General features: G+C 36.8%; 2 protein-coding genes. Both read left to right on the forward strand.

Annotation, left to right across the window (positions count from 1 at the left end; genetic code table 11):
- The first annotated feature begins 48 nt into the window (after positions 1-48).
- On the forward strand, positions 49-477 hold the full coding sequence (locus ACFIMQ_RS09325; protein WP_375703924.1) for a hypothetical protein: 429 nt from the start codon (positions 49-51) through the stop codon (positions 475-477).
- Between the two features lie 294 nt (positions 478-771).
- Positions 772-1,569 (forward strand): hypothetical protein, encoded by a 798-nt coding sequence (locus ACFIMQ_RS09330; protein WP_375617045.1) that lies wholly within the window; start codon positions 772-774, stop codon positions 1,567-1,569.
- Positions 1,570-1,634: the final 65 nt, after the last annotated feature.

Raw genomic sequence — 1,634 nt, forward strand, 5'->3', positions numbered from 1 at the left:
TAAACCCATTGGTAAAGTTATGGATTTAGATAGGGGATATTAAACCAGATGTTTTTAAAAAAACGTAAACAGCCTATGCAAAAAAAGTTCGTTGCAACAGCGGTTGGATATGCACCATGGGGATTAGGGGTAGCAGAGTATTTTTACAACCTTTACGAATATGATGATGGTATGAGGGAATATGAGGAATTCGATGGTGGTCAGTATCAAGAGATGCCTGAAAGAGTTGATTACAGTACCAAGGCGCAAGTGAAAGCTTGGGTTTACGGTGGCGATTTGCCAAGAAGTGTATTGAGTTGTGAACCTTTGATAGATGAGGTAAATACGAAAATCAAAAAACGTACAGAGAAAGATCAGTTGATTTGTGAGATTAGAGATAATGGTGAGAGATGTTATTCACAGGCTTATGATATAGACAGTGAACTAGAAAAAGCACTTGATATTCAATTAGGTAATTATCAAAATGAAAAAAATTGAAAAAAATAAAAAATACGTATTGACTTTAAGGAAAAGGTCGTTTAATAAGGTTGGCAAGTGCTCAAAACACTAAACGTTAAGCGGGTAAACCACGAAAAGGTTTCTCCCATTTCTTAAAATACTGGCTTTCTTTTATGCTATTGTTGGCATATAACGATTTTGTCGGGTGTGGTCACACCATACAATACTCTTTATGAGAAAAGTGTGACGACGGACTTAACGCCGTGTTTTGAACGCCCGGCGCCCTTTTAGGGTGTCAATTCAAAACTTAATTACGTTAAGAAAGAAATTAGCATGAAAGCTACAGTTACAAATCAAGAAACTTCCTTTTTTATTACAGATGATAATGGCTCTTTTAAAAAGAGAGAGTTTGCAAAAAAATACGAATTTACAGGCGAGACAATAGAGGTTGGCTTTAAAACGCTTCATAGAATTAGAGCCTTAAGAGATTTTGGAGATGTCAAAAAAGGGGACCTCGGCGGTTTTATTGGCAGTGAATACAATTTATCGCATCATGGCAATTGCTGGGTTGCAGGTAATGCCAAGGTTTATAGCAATGCCCGTGTTTACGATAATGCCGTTGTAAGTGGGTATGCTCATGTTAATGTGGAAGCTTGTATTTATGAAAACGCCCGTGTTTATGGCAAGGCTGTTGTAGGTGGCTTTGTTTATGGAAATGCTGAAGTTTATGGTTTTGCACGTATTTATCCTCGTGCAAGAATTTATGGGAATGCGCACGTTCATTATAATGCTTGGGTTTTTAATGATACGCATATTTTTGGTAATGCCAAGCTTTCTGGATATGCTTGCATTTATGCTGATGTAAAAGTTTATGGTAATGCCAAGGTTCTAGGTTTTTCAAAACTTTATAAAAATGCACACGTTCATGGGAACGCTGTTATTGAAGGGCATGCTGAAATTCATGGGATTATTTATGGTAATGCAAAAATATCAGGTTATTCAAAAATTTATGGGAAGGTTTCAGGCAAGGCAAAATTAAGAGAGTGTGATTTTGTTCATAGGGAAGGTGAGGTTTATAGTGGCAATAAAGTCATATATAACTCGAATAATATTTTAGAAAAAGCAGCGTAAATAACGGCGCGGGCGCGGCGGGGGCGCCCCTCTTTAAAATTCTTTCATTCAAAAAATTGTTTAAA

Source organism: Bartonella sp. AD13SXNS (assembly GCF_042196465.1).
Classification (GTDB): Bacteria; Pseudomonadota; Alphaproteobacteria; order Rhizobiales; family Rhizobiaceae; genus Bartonella.

What these genes read in the sequence shown, in the direction of transcription:
- ACFIMQ_RS09325 (WP_375703924.1), top strand. Translation starts at nt 49, where the DNA reads ATGTTTTTAAAAAAACGTAAACAGCCTATGCAAAAAAAGTTCGTTGCA.
- ACFIMQ_RS09330 (WP_375617045.1), top strand. Translation starts at nt 772, where the DNA reads ATGAAAGCTACAGTTACAAATCAAGAAACTTCCTTTTTTATTACAGAT.